This is a genomic window from Bacillus thuringiensis (assembly GCF_001182785.1).
GTDB lineage: Bacteria > Bacillota > Bacilli > Bacillales > Bacillaceae_G > Bacillus_A > Bacillus_A thuringiensis_S.
Window position 1 is genome coordinate 3,525,904 of record NZ_CP012099.1, and the last position, 15,705, is coordinate 3,541,608.

Below are 15,705 nucleotides of genomic sequence, written 5' to 3' on the forward strand. Positions count from 1 at the left end.
TACATGGTATCTATTTCAAATCACCTAAAAGAAAAACTTATTTCCATCCGCCGACATTTACATGAGTATCCAGAACTATCATATGAAGAGTTCGAAACAACAAAAGCAATAAAAAATTGGTTAGAAGAAAAAAACATTACTATCATTGATTCCAATTTAGAAACAGGAATTATCGCTGAAGTATCTGGTAATAAAAACGGGCCAATTGTAGCAGTTCGTGCTGATATTGATGCCCTTCCTATTCAAGAAGAAACACATGTGTCCTATGCATCTAAAGTATCAGGGAAAATGCATGCTTGTGGACATGATTTTCATACAGCTGCTATTTTAGGTACTGCTTTCTTATTAAAAGAAAGAGAATCTTCCCTAAATGGCACGGTTCGCTTCATATTCCAGCCAGCTGAAGAAAGCAGCAATGGTGCTTGCAAAGTTATTGATGCTGGACATTTACGTAATGTGCAAGCGATTTTCGGCATGCATAATAAACCTGATTTACCAGTAGGTACAATTGGCATTAAAGATGGTCCACTGATGGCCGGAGTTGATCGATTTGAAATTGAAATTCACGGAGTTGGTACACACGCGGCTGTACCAGATGCTGGCGTAGATCCTATTGTCGCATCCTCTCAAATTGTGATGGCACTGCAAACAATTGTAAGCCGAAATATAAGTTCATCTCATAATGCGGTTGTTAGTGTTACAAGTATTCATTCAGGAAATACGTGGAACGTGATTCCTGAAAAAGCTACGTTAGAAGGAACTATCCGCACGTTCCAAGCTGAAACACGTGAAAAAATCCCAGCACTCATGGAGCGTATTATTAACGGCGTATCTGATGCATTAGGTGTAAAAACGGAATTTCGTTTTTATTCAGGTCCTCCTGCTGTTCACAACGATAAAGCTCTTACAGACTTATCTACTCACGTTGCCGCAAAGATGAATCTTAATATCATCTCACCTAGTCCGTCAATGGCTGGAGAAGATTTTTCATTTTACCAACAGGAAATACCAGGTTTATTCGTCTTTATGGGAACGAGCGGTACACATGAATGGCATCATCCTGCTTTTACAATTAATGAAGAGGCACTGCCTATAAGTGCAGAATACTTTGCTTTACTAGCCGAAAGAGCACTTAAACAATTCTCATAAAAAAAACCGTTCAAAGTGCATCTCAGCGCTCTGAACGGTTTTTTTATTAAGTTAAATCGCGTTTTAAAAACACAGTATATGAAATACATAAAAATACGAACAAATAAAGTAGTAACATACATGATGCAAACGGGAATGTTACTCCATCAATAAAACTTCCATTCTTTGAAATACTATATAAATCTGTGTTTGCTGGCAATAAATATTTCGCCCAGTTATATCTAGTGGCTGCTAATAACGCAATATTGCCTGATAAAGCAAGGAATAGTGAAATACCAATTGCACCTCCACTAGATCTCGTTAACACAGAAATCATAAATGCAAACGATGCATACACAACCGTTGGTAACCACGATAAAACATAATATTTACTTGCTTCCACAAAAATATTTTGTTTTATTATATTTCCATCTTGGAAAATAAACTCACTCCATGCGGGCTGTTGGAATTTATAAATAACAAGTCCACATAAAGCGGAGAAAATCATATTAAATATAAACAATAAAGCTGCAAATATAACGATTGCTAAAAACTTTGCTGTTAAAATTTTAAATCGACTCGCCGGACGGATTGTTAAAAATTTATATGTTCCCCAGCTATATTCATTCGCAAAAATTGTACTTGCATACACGAGGATAAATGGGAGCAAAATTGGAAATACGATAAAACCTGTATCTCTCATGAAAGAAAGTGGAGAACTGCTTGCCGGTGCTGTATCCGTATCTAAATGCTTCATCTTAAGCTGGTATTCTTTTACAAGCTCATCCCCTGATTTTTCTGCTAAAATAGCTTCTTTTTTCATGCCAAGCTTTTTCTCAATTTCTACAGTACGTTCTGTATAATCTACTTTCCATCCTTTTGTTTCCGGTTCAAAATACTTTACCGTAACCCACCCTAATCCGATTATTAATACTGTAATAACCGCAAATGGAATAATCGTTCGCTTCCGCTTAAATATTTTATACAGTTCGTTATATACTAAATTAAACAATATCTTTTCCCCCTGTTAATTCTAAAAATTGCTCTTCTAACGTTTTTCTTTCTTCATATACACGATACACTTGAATGTTTTTCTCAAGCAATGTACGAATAACATTTGGGATTTCTTCATCTTTTACGTTAATAATTAATTCATTATTTTTTACTAAAACATCATGCCCTAACATTTCCGCTGCTTTATTCGCATCATCTACACGTATACGGATCGTCTCCATCTCTTCACTTTGACTATGCTGAATGTTTTGCGTAGCCACATATTCCCCGTGCTGAATAATGATAACTCTGTCACACATTAATTCAACTTCTGAAAGTAAGTGACTCGATACAAGTACAGCTTTTCCTTGTTCATGTGCAATTTTTTTTATGTACATTCTCATTTCATGTATTCCACTAGGGTCTAATCCATTCGTCGGTTCATCTAGTACCAACACATCCGGATCGTGAATAAGCGCCTGAGCGATTCCTAAACGTTGTCTCATGCCAAGTGAATATGCTTTTACTTTACGATTAATTACTTGTCCCATTCCTAACAATTTCACTACTTCATCGATACGTTCTTCGGTCACATTACCATTCATTCGTCCGAAATATGTTAAATTTTCATACCCGCTCAAAAAAGGATAAAATTCGGGTGTCTCAATTACCGCCCCAATTTTCGCAGCGGTTTTTTCAAATTGCTGTTTCACAGATTGACCATCAATCCATACTTCACCTTCTGTCATACGGATCATACCAACCATCATTCTCATTAAAGTCGTTTTTCCAGCACCGTTTGGTCCGAGTAAACCGACAACCTCGCCTTTTTTCACTTCAAAACTAATATTTTGTACAAGTGTCTTTGATCCGATTCGCTTCGTTAACCGATCGACTTTTACAATTGATTGTTCATTTGTCATTCTATACAACCTTTCCTTCCCATTCTTTGTCAGGTCTTTTCACTGTAACATGATTATTTTTATGTGTAAAATAGAAAAAAGCATGATTTCTCATGCCCTTTCTTTAAACCGCAACGAATTTTCATCTTTTAAACTTCGAACAAATCGATAACATTGCATCATCGATATTAAAACGACAGTCATCATAATTACACTAATAATTACAACTGCATATATTGTAATTGGCGCACTATTTACTCCTTGTATCCCTGCGATTTTCATAAAGATAACCGTGAATAATTTCAAAAATAGCATCCCATTAATTAATCCGAAAACAAATGCTGCTCCATAAATGAATAATTGCTCCTGACATAATAAACATAGTACTTCTTTTCTTTTCATATTTTCTGCTACATAAGATGTAAACTCCTCTCTCCTCACTAGCAAAAGGGAGTACATCATTTTATATGTAGTAAAAATACATATGAAAATTAGTACAATAAACAGTGTGTAAAAATACATTTGAAATACAAATGTATCCCCTACTTTCAAAATAGCTCCTTCATTAAATTGTAACGATATCATAAAAAACAAAATCATAGTACTCATAGCAATCCAAATAAATTGCTTCATCCTTTTGGTAGCAAATGTTCTAATATTTTTTCTCGCTAACCGACATAAAGACATAAAATTCTTCCCCTACCTTATTACATACGCATTCTATACTACTAGTGTATAAAAATATGACATTTTAAACATCGCACTACAATCGGAATTTCTTCTAAGTCTTTAGTCCTAGAAAACGAAATGATAAAAAAAGCATATTTAGAATATAATTGTAAAAAGGAGGAGATTGCATGCGTATAAAATTACTATCAATCTTGTGTTTATTATTACTCACAAGTTGTAGTCAAATAAAAAACAATGAAGTTGCCATTGTTGAGCCATACAAATTAACAAAAGAGCAAGCTTCTATTTTACAAATGACTCCTTTTCCAGAAGGAAATAGCATGTTTTATAACGTTACTCTTAAAAATGATAAAGATGAAATAAATGCTACAATTGATTATTATAACAATGGTAAAAAAACAAAAGAAATTGCTAATATAGCTACCTCACATTTTTCAAAAAAGAAAGTAAAGCTTTCTTTTTTACCACCACATTTCCAATTCGATAAAGATATACAAGAAAAAAGGCAGTGGTATCTGAATATTGAAGGTGGTTCAACACTTGTTCCTGAAGAAGCGCCACCAAGCGTAAATAGCTCTGCAACTACTACAATCCAATCTATAAAAAATTTAAAATACAATCAAAAAACAACTTTAGCTGCTGTAATCCAAACCAGTAAAGAAACTGTAAGCGTTCCTATCATTGATGAAGAAACAGGTATTGATCTACTCTTAAAAGAAAATGAACACGTTTATCTATTTAGTATCGAGCTAAAAAAAGAACAATAAAGCGGAAATGCAACTTAAGTTGCATTTCCGCTTTATTGTTTAATAAGGTGTACTTTTATGGATTTGAATTAAATCCATTTTCTGTTACTACTATTACTCGTCTTCTACTTCTATTCTTTTCTTCTCTCTTGCAATTTTTAAAAACTCTAGCAGCTCTGGATTACTATTCATTTTTTTGTAAGCCACTGACATTTCTGCAACAAAATTAGAATCATATAACTCTTTATATACAACTTCTGTTTTATATAACTTATTTGCCGACACGGGTATTACTGTAATTCCAATCCCTGCTGCTACAAGCCCCATAACTGTTTGATACTCTGTTGCTTCTTGTACAATACGCGGACTAAATCCAACTTCTCTGCAAAGAGATAAAATTGTATCATACAAAGCTGGCCATACTGGTCTCGTAATAAATACAAACGGCTCATCTCGTAAATCTTCTATATGTATTTCACTTTTCTCTGCAAGCGGATGTGCCTTTGGTAAACATAAGGTGCAAGATAACCTTTGAATTGGCTCTAATTCTAATAATTGCGTTGGAATTGGTGGACGTAAAAAGCCAATATCAATACGGTTATCATGAAGTGCATGAACTTGATCTGGTGTTGACAATTCATGTAATGCAACAGACACTCTCGGAAATTTCTTTCTATATTCCCTAACAATTGATGGTAAAATATCATATATCGCCGCACCTACAAAACCAATTGAAAGTGATCCTACTTCTCCCCTTTGCGCACTTTGTGCAACTTCTACTGCTTTTTCAATTTGTTCAAACGCTTTTTTTACTTCTTTCAAAAACATTTCTCCTGCTTCTGTTAGTTCAACCTTTCTTTTCGTTCTTGAAAATAATGTAACTCCCATTTCTTTTTCTAATTGCTGTATTTGTTGACTAAGTGGTGGTTGTGTCATTTGTAAACGAGCAGCCGCCCGTCCAAAGTGTAACTCTTCTGCCACAACAACAAAATATTGCAAATGCCGTAATTCCATTTTTGGACACCCTTTTCACTTTCGATTAATATGTCTAATATATTAATAACATATAATTTATATATTAGACAAATATTTTGAATGAACGTATAGTAGAAATTGTTAATTCTTTTTTACAATTTTTATGTAAAAAAAGAAAGAGGGGTTACTGTATGAAATGGTGGAAGTTAAGCGGACAAATTTTATTACTATTTTGTTTCGCTTGGACAGGTGAATGGATTGCAAAACAGGCACACCTCCCAGTTCCAGGAAGTATAATCGGTATTTTTTTATTATTAATTTCATTAAAATTTAACCTAGTTAAAAAAGAATGGATACAGGACGGAGCAGATTTTTTATTAAAAGAACTTATTTTATTTTTCATCCCTTCTGCAGTCGCTGTCATACGTTACAGAGATACACTAACACAATATGGAATCGATCTCATTTTAATTATTATGATTAGCACTCTTTGCGTTACCTTAGTTACAGGACTTTTAACAGAATTGCTACTAAAGCGGAAAGGATCAACGCAATGATCGGATTTCTTTGTTTACTATTAACACTATTCACATATTGGCTATCAAAAAAAATGTATCAACGCTGGAATTGGAGTCTACTTTCTCCTCTTCTCGTCTGTCCCATTATTTTAATTGCTTTATTGCTCGGATTAGATACACCTTATGAAACATACGAAACTGGTGGTCACTGGTTAACTGAATTATTAAAACCCGCAACAGTTGCTTTTGCATGGCCAATCTATAAATACTTTGATTTATTAAAGAAACATGGAATGGCTATCTTACTTAATGTCATTGTCGGTTCGTTTTTATCAGTCATTACTTCAGCACTACTAGCAAATTATTTTCAAATTGATTCATCACTAGAACATAGTTTAGCGCCACATATCGTAACAACACCAATCGCAATGGCTATTTCAGAAATGATTGGTGGTATGTCACAATTAACTGCTGTCTTTGTCGTTTTAACTGCCTTAACAGGAGCATTGCTCGGTCCTTCTCTCATACGTATTTGCCGTATTAAAACAGCAATTGCAAAAGGTATTATGTTAGGAACGAGCGCAAACGGAACCGGTACATCAAAAGCATTCGAAATCGGTCCTGTGGAAGGAACAATTGCAAGTTTATCCATGCTTTTAACAGCAGGCGCTAGTTTAGTTATCGTTCCGCTTTTCTTGTCTTGGATACATTAAAGAAGCAAGTATTTACATACTTGCTTCTTTATTTATATATTGGCACAGCAATTCATAATCCTCTGGAAAAGCTAAACACAATTGTTCAACTTCATATATCCCTTTCCAAGCAATTTCATGTATTAACTCATCAGGATCTTGGATTTTCATATTACCGCCTATTTGTTTAACAAAATAATAATGGACATACACTGGAATTCCGTATGTAATACCCTCTTTTTCATATATTTTATTTACAACTTCCACATTGTAACCTGTTTCTTCCCAAACTTCCCTGATACAACATTCTTCTAGTGTCTCTCCCTTTTCAAGTCCTCCACTTGGGACAGACCACCTTTTTTCTTCTCCCTCTTTGCCCTGCAATACCATTAAAACTTCATTTTTTTCATTTACACATACCGCTGCACTACCTATCCATCTCTCCATAAACATCCCTCCCCTACTAAAATTCGCCTTCTTTATTATTTTCCCCTTGAAAAAAAGAGGAAAATAATAAAACAATGACGAAAAGTTACATCAACTTCATAGACAATCCCTTCTTAGAAATTAAAACTGGAAGGATGAAAATATGATTTCTAATTATGTTGTGGAATGTGTCTTTTGTGAAGAAAATCGAAAACCTCGCCAAGCTATTGTCACAGTTCCCGCCACTACTCAGCTACTAGCCCTTGAAAAAGTGCGCGCGGAATGCAAACGTCGCTTCGGAAAAACTGTATTATTGCAAACAGAAGTTAAAGAAGAAATAATTTTCAAACAAAAAGAAAGCTGACCATAAATTGGTCAGCTTTCATATCCGATCATATTTTCACATGAAGATTAGGGGCATCCTCTTTAAGGATCGGGATTTTCCCATTATGTACGTTCCATAATGGTCATCGAACAATATATTTCTATGCAATTAACTATTGAATAGAATAGGGCAAAACTTGTTCGCATTTTTAGAAAAGGGATAGGGATATAATTCAAGTAGTACTTCGAATACTCGAACTTTACACTCATAATATTAAAACAAATCCTTTTATATGGGAAATATGAATTACCTATATAATTCATTCGTAAAATATATTAATAGTTTGCTATATTAATTTTATCCCGCTATTTGTAGGCAGTAACCCCCTACTGATTATAATTTCACTTTATTCCATCAATAGCATACATCCAGCTAAAACCGGTGTCATAATCATCGAAAACCTCAAAAGCGTTCGCGGTGCATAATTTGTAAACTTCGCGCCAATGTATGCCCCTAACATGGTCCCAATCAATACTTGCAATAACAATATATAATCTAAATATCCTTCCGAACTATATCCTAGCCCGCCTCCAATTGCAATCGGTAATATAACAAGCATTGTTGTCCCTACAGATTGCTGAATCGTAAGTCCCAATAGAACCATTAATCCAAGTTGAATAAACGGTGCAGAACCAATCCCAAATGAACCAGCCATCATTCCAGTAACTAATCCAAGGCATACACATTTCAACAAGTAGTTCGCGGAAAACTCTTTATGTTTATATGAAGACGACTGTTCTTTGTTTTTGAACATAATTAATTTAATAAACATAAAAATTGCCGATAAAAATAACATCCCAGCTGTAAACCAATGAAGAAGATGTGCTGGTATAAGTGAACCAAATTTAGAACCAATATAAGAGCCAATTGCGCCAAATCCCCCAACAATCCCGCCTATAATAAGTGCAACATTGCCTTCACGGTAATGACTTACAACACCTGATAATGTCGTAAATGCCATTGCAGTTAAAGATGTTGCAAGAGCAACATGAATAGGAATTTGGAATACTAAAGTGAGTATCGCGATAATAAACCCAGCTCCTCCAGCTCCAACAAATCCTAATAAAATACCCATTACTAACATTGTTATAATAATTGCCACAGACTTTCCCTCCAGTAACACAATTATCCATCATATTTATCCTTACATACAAATAAAAAGCATCCTAGACGGATGCTTTTTATTTCAATGATATGTACTTAATCTTGATTAATCAAAATAACCGCTGGACCAGCGACCACTACTCCAGCTACTTCTATCTTTTCAAATTCCTTTACTGTAATAGATATAACTCCTTCTCTTTCCATCAATTCTTTACTCAGGACATCAGTCGGGATTGCTTTCACCGTCTTACCTCCTTTTCATTTATACAATATGATAAAGTGAAATTTTAATCAGTGGGGTTTTTGCCCACCCTTATTGATTATTAACCCTCATCAATCGGGTTAATAATCACCCAATGCATCTATATATATGCATCACCTCCGCTTTCATTCCTTATTCCACTCAAAAACCTTCTCTCCCTTCCGTGACATATTGAAAAATAAAAAAGAAGCTATAACATATAGCTTCCCTCTACGTTTCTTTAATCTTTATGCACCGTATATTCCATGACTTTACCATCTCTATCAAATTGTAAAACAAGCTGTTCGCTATCTATTGGAATAAAGCCACGTTCAGTCCCAAGATAATACAAAGTGGTAACTCCTTCTTCTCCACTTCTCGTTTCCGTTGGAGCTCCTAACAATTGGATAATTTCTTCATTTGATTTCCCTATTAATTTATATTTTTGTAATAGATCATCTACCATATGTACCCGCTTATCTGCATGATTTAACCATCTATTTTGATTAAACTTTGATGTATATTCATTTACACTTAGTTGTACAGTGCACACTATTAATGGTATGAGTGCTACTATTAAAACCCCCAACATTTGCTTCTTTTCTTCATTACGATTTTTAGAAACATATAAAATAGCCCTTTGAACCATGACTAATAAAACAAATGGTATGAATACTACAAAAATGCTCCTTACACTTAAGGGCATATGGATCATATCGATGACGAATATAAATAGAATGTACATTACTATATACAAACAAAAATAGACATACAAAATGCCACGTAACATAGCGCTCAGAAAGATCTCCCCTTTTAACTCACTATATAATTCATCCTGCTAATCATTTCTCGAATCTGTTCTAATTCTTGCACTGTATATACTATTTTCCCTGCTAAGATTTCATTTCTGAAGAACGTTACAATTTGCTCCCGATCTTTTAATCTAGGTGTTTCCTCACTTGAAAGATCTATTATTTCTTTTCCATTTTCATTATAAAAATATACAACTGGTTTTACCTTTTCTTTTATACTATTAGCCTGCATTTCTTTCAAACAATTGTATAAAATTTGAGATAGTTTCTTCGCCTTATATACTGGGTTCCCTTCATTTTTCACTTGTATAGTTGACGAATCTTTACCTACTATATATTCAAATGTCTCTTCTTTTTCAACTTCTTGTTGATACTTACCCATTTCATCAATCATAAATGAATATATACCAGCATTTTCTTTCGTTAAACCATGAATTAATTTCTCTTCCCATTCTTTCGTCTCAAGTAGATAAATACCAGTTTTGCACAAGATGAGATGATGGATTCGATTATCGTTTATTTCACTATTATTTTTAATAAAAACATTCGGCATGATTTCAATTTCAGCATCTAATATGATACCTTGCTCTATGAATCCTCGCTTCATATAATGTAATGTTTCGTACGTATTCATTTCAGCGCCGTTTTTAGTATATTCTCGTAATTTTGCAATTAATTTTTGAAACATATGTATTTCGTTATTATGTTTATTTTGTATTTCACTACGTTCTTTACTATGTTGTATAGCTAATTGATTTTTCATCATACGCATATTTTCAATTTCTCTATTTGCACTTACTTGTAAATCATTGTATTTTTTCTGTTCCATATTTTTTAAATTATTTTGTTGTTCTTTATGCTCTATCACCGTAGCTGCAATTTCATTTTCATACGTTTCAATTGCTTGTTTCTTTTCAAATTCTACTTGCTGACTCTCTGATTCTAACTGTTTATTTTTATAAAACAGCACAAATACTACAGCTAATAATATTAAAACCGCACCTATTAGCACATAATTCATATTTTTACCCCTTTATTTCATTTTCTATTATTTTTTATAAATATATCTACTATAGTATACTATGGTTTCGATATAGACTTTGTAAAAGTTGTACATTTTTAATAAAGTGAAACTTTAATCAGTGGGGGTTTTGTTCATTCCCCACTGATTATTAGTTGAACCAATCGGGCGTTTACTGGCAATTGATCCCCCACCTAACTTCTTTGCTTCCGCTGAATTTTGAGGTGGGGGTCTTACCGCCAGTTAATGCGGGATAAAAGGCACCTCTGACGGGGCACCTTTTATTTTTACTCTATTGTACACCATACTGAATATAACTTGGATCGTAGTATATCCATTGATTTGTCCCTAAGCAAAGCCATCCATCTTCCTTACTCCATACTCGATACGATTCACCATGATGTAACTGTCTTATAACATTTCCTTTTAATGATGGAGCGTCACGCAAATTTACATTATCACCAGTAATAGTCGCTACATAATGTTTATACTGAATATAACTCGGATCATTATATACCCACTGATTTGTCCCTAAACAAAGCCATCCATCTTGTTCTCCCCAAACTTCATATGTTTCGCCACGATTCAATTGGCGAATTACACTAGACTGCAAAGATGGTCCACTTCTCAAATTCACATTATCTCCATTAATTATAGCAACCCCATACACTGGAGTTGCATTATTAGGCGGAGAAACATTCCCTCCACCACTTGCTCCATTCCCTTGTAAAGCTTCTAGTGAAACTGCAGCTGATACATCACAATTTCCTACACCTGAAATTTGTCCAGAATCTGTGTACTGCCATGCTGTCCACGCTGTCCATCCACCAGCATCAGCAGGCGGTGTACTCGAGTATTTAGCAATCCAAAGTGGAATATCACTTAATCCGCTGATTCCGAACTCATTAATATACCAAACTCCTGTATATAACATTACATCTTTTCCAGTAGCCTGTTTCACATAATTTATGAAGCTTCTTGCCCAATTCGATATAGCGCTACCAGTTAAATTACTATTACTCGGATCTGTTGGTGATTCTAAATCCAGAACTGGCATTAAGTCTGTCTGGTTACTTTGTAATATACTCACAAAATATTTTGCCTCTGAAATTGCATCATTTTGTTCTGGGCGTGCAAAATGGTATGCACCAATTAATATATTCGCACTTCGGGCTGCTTGTACATTTTTAGTAAAAGTAGGATCAATGTAATTTACACCTTCTGTCGCTTTTGCATACGCTGCTGGAATTCCAGATGCCTTCACTGCATTCCAATCAATATTCCCTTCCCAATGAGACACATCAATAAACGTAACATTTGAACTCGATCTGTTTTGCATATAAAATCTCCTATCAATTTTTTTACTTCGTATACATACAATATGTACAAGTTTCATAAGAGGACACGACATTTATGCTATAGAAACAAAGAGTAAATATATTTTGTATACAAAATAAAAAAGACCTTGTATTTACAAGGCCTTTTGCAAACTCCCTTTATTTTGTAACAAGTACATATTATAATACAAACCTTGCTCACTTAGTAATTCTTGATGTGTTCCTCTTTCTACTATCTCTCCATCATGCATCACAAAAATTTGATCTGCATCTTGAATTGTAGATAACCTATGCGCAATGGCTATCGTCGTTCTACCTTTTCGCATTTGTTGCAACGCTGTTTGAATAGCCTCTTCTGTTTCTGTATCGATATTAGCTGTTGCTTCATCTAATACTAATACTTTCGGATTGGTTGCTATCGTTCTAGCAAAAGCAATTAATTGTCGTTGACCGCTTGAAAATGCTGCACCTCTTTCTACTACTTCTGTTTCATACTGCTCTGGTAACTTTTCAATAAACGTATTCGCTTGCACAAATCGAGCAGCTTCTTTTACTTCTTCATCCGTAATTTCTTCATTATACATACGAATATTTTGCTTTACATTTCCAGCAAATAAAAATGCATCTTGCAATACGAGTCCTATTTTCTTTCTAATTTCTCGTTCTTCAAATTTTTCTAAATCTACACCGTCTATTACAATATTTCCTGACTTAATATTATAAAATCGCATTAACAAATTCATAATCGTACTTTTTCCGCTACCAGTATGCCCAACAAAAGCAACCGTTTGCCCTTGTTTCACGTGAAATGATACATTTTTTAAAACGTCACGCTTTCCATCATACGAAAAAGTAACATTTTTAAATTCAATATCTCCATCCACAACTTGAGGATTCTCATTGCCTTTTTGAACCGGTGCTAAATCTTTCTCGTCCATTAAATGAAATACACGTGATGACGAAACAAGTGCCTGTTGGAAAAAGGACAATTTCATCATCATCTCATTTACAGGTTGGAAGAAACGATGTATATAGTTAACAAAAGCATATAAAACTCCTACTTCAACAGGGCTCTTTAAGGCATCAATCCCAAATAAACCTAGTACTAACGCAATAGCTACAATATGTACTAAATCCGTAGCTGGTCGTAAAAGTAATGCGTCTAACTTCAAAGTACGTCGTCCTGCACTATAATGTTTATTATTCACTTCTTCAAACTCTTTTCTCATACGTTTTTCTTGTCTGAACACTTGAACAATATTCATTCCTTGTATGGACTCGTTCAATTTTGCATTTAACACGCTTAGTTGATTACGTACTTCTAAATAAAAAGCTGCACTTTTCCGGCGATATAATACCATAATCGCAAACATTATCGGAATTAATACGAGAGAAAATAGCGCTAATTTTACATCTAATAAAAACATCGCTATTAAAATACCTACTAAAAAGACTACATTTTTCACAAATGTTGATAATACACTGACATAAAAATCTTTAATCGCTTCCGTATCATTCGTTATACGAGATACGAGCGTACCAATTGGCGTACGATCAAAGAAACTTAATGACAGCTTTTGAACATGTTCATATACTTCAACTCGCATATCTTGAACAATCTTAAAAGCAATGTTCTGAAAGTACAATAGATTTAAATACGTAAATAATACTTTTAATAAATGAGCAACTATGTAAATTACAAATAAAGTAACGAGTGCTGATTGTTCAAAATCCCGCGGTACTAGGTGTTCATCAAGGAATTGTTTAATTAAAAAAGGCCCCATCATTTCCGTTACTGTCGCACCAACTAAAAAGATAAATGCTAAAGATAGCAACCCTTTATATGGCTTCATATAAGAAAGCAATCTACTTAAATCACTTCGCTTCTTCTCTACCATCATACGCCTCCTTTCTCGACTAAAGCTTCTAATTGCTGGCTTTCATACATTTCCTTATACCAGCCGTTTTCCTTCATTAATTCCTCATGTGTACCTCTTTGTACAATTCTACCTTCATCAACAACAAGAATAAGATTGGCATGCTGAATTGCACTTAATCGGTGCGCAGTAATAATCGTCGTTTTCCCTGCTCTTTCCCTCTTTAAGGCACTTAAAATCGTCTCTTCTGTTTTTGCATCTACCGCTGATAAACAATCATCCAAAATTAAAATTTCAGCATTTGTTAATAAAGCACGAGCAATAGAGATTCGCTGTTTTTGACCACCAGATAACGAAACGCCTCTTTCCCCTACTACTGTTTCATATCCTTCTGAAAATTGGAGGATGTCATTATGAATACAAGCAATCTCTGCAGCTTGGGTAATTTCATTATATGTAGCATCCGCCTTTCCAAAGGCAATATTCTCACCAATACTTGCTGAAAATAAAAAATGATCTTGCGGCACGTATGAAATAGCAGAACGGACACCATGAAGTGTTAAATCTCGAATATCTCGCTCCCCAACTTTTAATTCACCATTAAAATGATCATACTCACGGATTAAACATTTTAATAAAGTCGTTTTCCCTGCACCTGTACGTCCTACAACTCCTAGCGTTTCGCCCTTCTTCAAATCAAAGTGAATATCGGTTAAATGTAACAGTTCATTTTTCTTATACGAAAATGAATCAACAGCAAACGAAACATTACCGCTCGCTATTGTATGTACAGCATTTTCTCTATTTACTACATCTGATTTTTGTGAAAGAATTTTTTCTACACGGTCATATGAAGCACGCCCACGCTCCATAATATTGAACAACCATCCAAACGCTAACATTGGCCAAACGAGGGTACCTAAATATGTCGTAAATGTAACGAGATCACCTACTGTTAGTTCACCTCTTACAACTAATACCGATCCGTAACATACTGCAATTAAAAAAGAAAATCCAACGATAAGAGCGATTGTCGGATCAAATAACGAATCAATACGTGCGACTAACACATTTTTATGCACAACATCTTCTGATTTTTTTCGAAACGCCTGCAAATCTTCTTTCTCTTGTCCAAGCGATCGAATCACTTTCATTCCACTCATACTCTCTTGCACTTTATCGTTAATTTCCGAAAACGATTGCTGTGCTTTATGAAACCTTTTATGTAATAACGTTCCATAATAATTTGTCGAAATGGCTACAATCGGCATCGGAATTAAACTTAACAATGTTAACTTCCAACTAATTGTAAAACCCATCGCTACGAGTACACATCCCCCAACGGCTAATGAGTCAACAAGCGTTAAAACACCCGCTCCAGCAGTTTGCTGAATCGCTTGAATATCATTGGTCGCATGTGCCATTAAATCACCTGTTCGATTTGACTGATAGAAAGATGGACTCATCTTTGTAAAATGTTCATATAAATTTTTTCGTAATTGGCGAGCTAATTTTAACGAAGACCCGAAAATCATAATACGCCATATGTAGCGTAATATGTACATCGTAATACCTACAATTACTAATAGTACAACCCAATTTAGTAACTTATCGGTCGTCAATGTTCCATCATTAATTTCATCTACAACGATTCCAATTACTTTTGGTGCTACAAGTTCTAAAAGTGCAACGCCAAATAATAAAATAATTCCGGTTATGTACGCTCGTTTTTCTTGTTTAAAAAACCACGCTAAATTCATAAACACTTTCATTTTTTTCCTCCTCCCTTAAAATGAGCGATGTTTTCAGTTTATCAAAAATACAGAATTTTTAAAAGTTTTAAAAACTATAACTAACA

17 protein-coding genes are annotated in these 15,705 nt (G+C 34.4%); 5 read left to right on the top strand and 12 right to left on the bottom strand.

Annotated features, from left to right (window positions below; genetic code table 11):
- Positions 1 to 3: 3 nt before the first annotated feature.
- Positions 4 to 1,149 (top strand): M20 peptidase aminoacylase family protein, encoded by a 1,146-nt coding sequence (locus tag AC241_RS18065; RefSeq protein ID WP_050844421.1) that lies wholly within the window; start codon positions 4 to 6, stop codon positions 1,147 to 1,149.
- A gap of 46 nt (positions 1,150 to 1,195) precedes the next feature.
- Here the strand turns inward: AC241_RS18065 and AC241_RS18070 are convergent, their stop codons facing one another.
- From AC241_RS18070 to AC241_RS18080, 3 genes are all read right to left on the bottom strand, one after another.
- Complete coding sequence (locus tag AC241_RS18070) at positions 1,196 to 2,140, bottom strand: ABC transporter permease (protein ID WP_050844422.1); 945 nt, start codon at positions 2,138 to 2,140, stop codon at positions 1,196 to 1,198.
- Entirely contained in the window at positions 2,133 to 3,044 is a 912-nt protein-coding gene (locus AC241_RS18075; protein WP_050844423.1) for an ABC transporter ATP-binding protein, read from the bottom strand. The genes AC241_RS18070 and AC241_RS18075 overlap by 8 nt, the downstream gene beginning before the upstream one ends.
- 90 nt (positions 3,045 to 3,134) lie before the next feature.
- A complete protein-coding gene (locus AC241_RS18080; protein ID WP_043936448.1) occupies positions 3,135 to 3,710 on the bottom strand; it encodes an ABC transporter permease family protein in 576 nt (191 codons plus the stop codon).
- Between the two features lie 170 nt (positions 3,711 to 3,880).
- Here AC241_RS18080 and AC241_RS18085 point away from each other — a divergent pair, with 170 nt between their 5' ends.
- Positions 3,881 to 4,480, top strand: a complete 600-nt coding sequence (locus AC241_RS18085; protein WP_043936449.1) for a hypothetical protein — start codon at positions 3,881 to 3,883, stop codon at positions 4,478 to 4,480.
- Positions 4,481 to 4,573: 93 nt separating this feature from the next.
- Here the strand turns inward: AC241_RS18085 and alsR are convergent, their stop codons facing one another.
- Complete coding sequence (gene alsR / locus AC241_RS18090; RefSeq protein WP_029443059.1) at positions 4,574 to 5,473, bottom strand: acetoin biosynthesis transcriptional regulator AlsR; 900 nt, start codon at positions 5,471 to 5,473, stop codon at positions 4,574 to 4,576.
- Positions 5,474 to 5,625: 152 nt separating this feature from the next.
- On the opposite strand from alsR, the gene AC241_RS18095 reads away from it, so the two are divergent.
- Positions 5,626 to 5,991 (top strand): CidA/LrgA family holin-like protein, encoded by a 366-nt coding sequence (locus AC241_RS18095; protein ID WP_000872365.1) that lies wholly within the window; start codon positions 5,626 to 5,628, stop codon positions 5,989 to 5,991.
- The gene (locus tag AC241_RS18100; RefSeq protein ID WP_016080627.1) at positions 5,988 to 6,665 is read left to right on the top strand and encodes an LrgB family protein; all 678 of its coding nucleotides are present in this window, start codon (positions 5,988 to 5,990) and stop codon (positions 6,663 to 6,665) included. The genes AC241_RS18095 and AC241_RS18100 overlap by 4 nt, the downstream gene beginning before the upstream one ends.
- A gap of 12 nt (positions 6,666 to 6,677) precedes the next feature.
- Here AC241_RS18100 and AC241_RS18105 read toward each other — a convergent pair whose 3' ends face one another.
- Positions 6,678 to 7,091, bottom strand: a complete 414-nt coding sequence (locus tag AC241_RS18105) for an NUDIX hydrolase (protein WP_000442974.1) — start codon at positions 7,089 to 7,091, stop codon at positions 6,678 to 6,680.
- 142 nt (positions 7,092 to 7,233) lie between these two features.
- Between AC241_RS18105 and AC241_RS18110 the strand changes: the two genes are divergently transcribed.
- Positions 7,234 to 7,434 (top strand): DUF3903 domain-containing protein, encoded by a 201-nt coding sequence (locus AC241_RS18110; RefSeq protein WP_050844424.1) that lies wholly within the window; start codon positions 7,234 to 7,236, stop codon positions 7,432 to 7,434.
- A 367-nt stretch (positions 7,435 to 7,801) separates the two neighbouring features.
- Here the strand turns inward: AC241_RS18110 and AC241_RS18115 are convergent, their stop codons facing one another.
- The 7 genes from AC241_RS18115 to AC241_RS18145 form a co-directional block, all read right to left on the bottom strand.
- A complete protein-coding gene (locus AC241_RS18115) occupies positions 7,802 to 8,557 on the bottom strand; it encodes a sulfite exporter TauE/SafE family protein (protein ID WP_050844425.1) in 756 nt (251 codons plus the stop codon).
- A gap of 98 nt (positions 8,558 to 8,655) precedes the next feature.
- Positions 8,656 to 8,802 (bottom strand): BC1881 family protein, encoded by a 147-nt coding sequence (locus tag AC241_RS18120; RefSeq protein WP_000644411.1) that lies wholly within the window; start codon positions 8,800 to 8,802, stop codon positions 8,656 to 8,658.
- A gap of 239 nt (positions 8,803 to 9,041) precedes the next feature.
- Positions 9,042 to 9,590, bottom strand: coding sequence for a hypothetical protein (locus tag AC241_RS18125; protein ID WP_050844426.1), 549 nt, complete (start codon positions 9,588 to 9,590; stop codon positions 9,042 to 9,044).
- Positions 9,591 to 9,613: 23 nt separating this feature from the next.
- The gene (locus AC241_RS18130; RefSeq protein WP_050844427.1) at positions 9,614 to 10,633 is read right to left on the bottom strand and encodes an NERD domain-containing protein; all 1,020 of its coding nucleotides are present in this window, start codon (positions 10,631 to 10,633) and stop codon (positions 9,614 to 9,616) included.
- Between the two features lie 292 nt (positions 10,634 to 10,925).
- The gene (locus AC241_RS18135) at positions 10,926 to 11,972 is read right to left on the bottom strand and encodes a GH25 family lysozyme (protein ID WP_050844428.1); all 1,047 of its coding nucleotides are present in this window, start codon (positions 11,970 to 11,972) and stop codon (positions 10,926 to 10,928) included.
- A 132-nt stretch (positions 11,973 to 12,104) separates the two neighbouring features.
- On the bottom strand, positions 12,105 to 13,868 hold the full coding sequence (locus tag AC241_RS18140; RefSeq protein WP_016080622.1) for an ABC transporter ATP-binding protein: 1,764 nt from the start codon (positions 13,866 to 13,868) through the stop codon (positions 12,105 to 12,107).
- Positions 13,868 to 15,619: an ABC transporter ATP-binding protein gene (locus tag AC241_RS18145; protein ID WP_050844429.1), complete on the bottom strand. Its 1,752-nt coding sequence runs from the start codon at positions 15,617 to 15,619 to the stop codon at positions 13,868 to 13,870. Before AC241_RS18145 ends, AC241_RS18140 begins: the two co-directional genes overlap by 1 nt.
- Positions 15,620 to 15,705: the final 86 nt, after the last annotated feature.